This window comes from Methylobacterium sp. B1, assembly GCF_000333255.1.
In the GTDB taxonomy this organism is placed as follows: domain Bacteria; phylum Pseudomonadota; class Alphaproteobacteria; order Rhizobiales; family Beijerinckiaceae; genus Methylobacterium; species Methylobacterium fujisawaense.
Genome location: NZ_BACT01000416.1, coordinates 1 through 1,344, shown reverse-complemented (window position 1 = coordinate 1,344; position 1,344 = coordinate 1). Strand labels below are relative to the sequence as shown.

Annotated in this window: 3 protein-coding genes; 2 read left to right on the top strand and 1 reads right to left on the bottom strand. The window is 70.2% G+C overall.

Going from position 1 to position 1,344, the window contains the following annotated elements; genetic code table 11:
- The first annotated feature begins 168 nt into the window (after positions 1 to 168).
- Positions 169 to 645 carry a hypothetical protein gene (locus tag I53_RS12105; RefSeq protein WP_043351003.1) on the top strand — a complete coding sequence of 159 codons (477 nt, stop codon included), beginning with the start codon at positions 169 to 171 and terminating at the stop codon, positions 643 to 645.
- A 3-nt stretch (positions 646 to 648) separates the two neighbouring features.
- Here the strand turns inward: I53_RS12105 and I53_RS33905 are convergent, their stop codons facing one another.
- Positions 649 to 801, bottom strand: coding sequence for a hypothetical protein (locus I53_RS33905; protein ID WP_164706381.1), 153 nt, complete (start codon positions 799 to 801; stop codon positions 649 to 651).
- Between the two features lie 308 nt (positions 802 to 1,109).
- On the opposite strand from I53_RS33905, the gene I53_RS12095 reads away from it, so the two are divergent.
- On the top strand, positions 1,110 to 1,325 hold the full coding sequence (locus tag I53_RS12095; protein ID WP_043351006.1) for a hypothetical protein: 216 nt from the start codon (positions 1,110 to 1,112) through the stop codon (positions 1,323 to 1,325).
- Positions 1,326 to 1,344: the final 19 nt, after the last annotated feature.

Here is a 1,344-nt window from a genome sequence, read left to right as displayed (position 1 = left end):
CCGGCGAGCCTGTGGGCTTTCAAGCGTGCGGTAATTTACGGGGCGCGCGTGAACGCGGCCGATCTTGCCGCGTTCGTCTTGCGCGGCCAAGCTGGCCGCTGTTCAAGTCGCAAGCGGCATGATCGACGGCCTCGACCGATCGAGCGCCCGGCCGGCGGAGGAATTGCGGTGACGAAGCGTGTAGCATGGGCATGGGCCGGACTCGCGCTCGGCATCGCCGGGACGGTCTCGAGCGTCTCCGGCGCGTCGGCGGATTGCCTGCGGCGGGTCTACAATCGATCGAACCTGGTCCTGGTCGCCCGCCAGGATGGCGGGCCGCCCGCCACGCTGTTGCCCGGTCGGTCGCTGCCGATGCGGCTGTCACGGCCGGGCCAGATCGACATCACGGGCTATTGCGGGATGCCGGGCGCGGGTGCGGGCCCGGTTGTCCAGCGGACCTTCGACTATGAGGCGGTCCTCGACCGCTGCTTCGTCCGGTTCGGGGGCGACCTGTTCGTGCCGCAACTGGGGCGCGGCTTCATCGGTCTTCAGGAGACGGCTCCCTTCACGGTGAACAACCCGCGGCAGGGCGACATCGTCCTCGGACCCGCAGTCGGATCCGCATGCCCGGTGCCCGGGCCGGCCGTTCTGAGCCGGCGCGGCTGAGCCTCAGAGGTAGTGCCGGAACACGACCCCCGTATCCGTGGAAGTGCCGGGTTGCGGGGGCGAGGCCGGCCCGATGAAGGGGCTTGCGAGGCGCAGGGCCACGAGGCCGAGGGCAGCCAGCGCCGGGGCGATCAGGCGGAACGGGCGAGCGAGCATGGACGCCTCCGTCGCGCCGCCGGTCCCGCCTGCAACGTGCATGCGGATCGGAGCGCATGTGAAGCATCGCACCTTACGGCCGAGCTGAACGTGCCGAAGCACACACGGGGCGCGTCGAGACCGATCCCGGCGCGTCGGAGCCTGGCGCCCGGTGCGGTGACGGTCCGACGATTGCGTCCACCGGGTCGCTGGCGTGTACACCGATGCGCTCCTATGCTGCCCGGTGTCGGGGGCCGCCGGGAGCCGCGCTGCCAGGGCCGCGGTGGCGCTCCCCGGGTGGAACCGACTGCGTGAACGAGGACGCGCGTATGCTGACCCAGACAGGCAACTCGATTCTCCGAGGCGATCTCGGCGTCGAGGAGACCATCGAGTCCGACAATATCGTCCGCTGGGACGGCGAGCGGCTCTATGTGGAGCAGGACGTCTATCACAACGGTCAGCTGGTCCACCGCAAGTACCGCCGCACCGTCACCGAGCCCGTCGCCCGCGTGCTGTGGGCGATCATCAATCGCGCCAAGCAGTGAGCGCCGGGCAGAGCGGATC